Source organism: Pontimicrobium sp. MEBiC01747 (assembly GCF_053601635.1).
Genome location: NZ_JBSHNS010000499.1, coordinates 1 through 292, shown reverse-complemented (window position 1 = coordinate 292; position 292 = coordinate 1). Strand labels below are relative to the sequence as shown.

The following is a 292-nucleotide window of genomic DNA, read 5'->3' as shown; positions in this document are numbered from 1 at the left end:
CCGGTTTCTGCATCGGCCTGAGTTAGGTGATAGGTTAAAACAAAGTCTGCCGGGTCTTGGGCATCGTATACGTCTGGGGTGATTACGGTATCGAAATCAAATTGTGCAAAGCCATCGCCATCATCATCACAGATGATGTATCCGTCTGCTAATAGATCGGCTTCTAAGTCTACTACTGGTGCTGGTAAGACTTCTAATGGGAGCTCTACTATGGTAAAACAGCCTGTGGCTGGTGTAGTCATGGTGCCTGTATTGGTAACAACGACATAGATGGTTTGGGTGTTGGCTACAA

General features: G+C 46.6%; 1 protein-coding gene. It reads right to left on the bottom strand.

The window, feature by feature from the left end:
• Positions 1–292 (bottom strand): hypothetical protein (locus tag ACVC2P_RS16415; protein WP_452599538.1); only part of this gene is annotated, 292 nt, incomplete at both ends.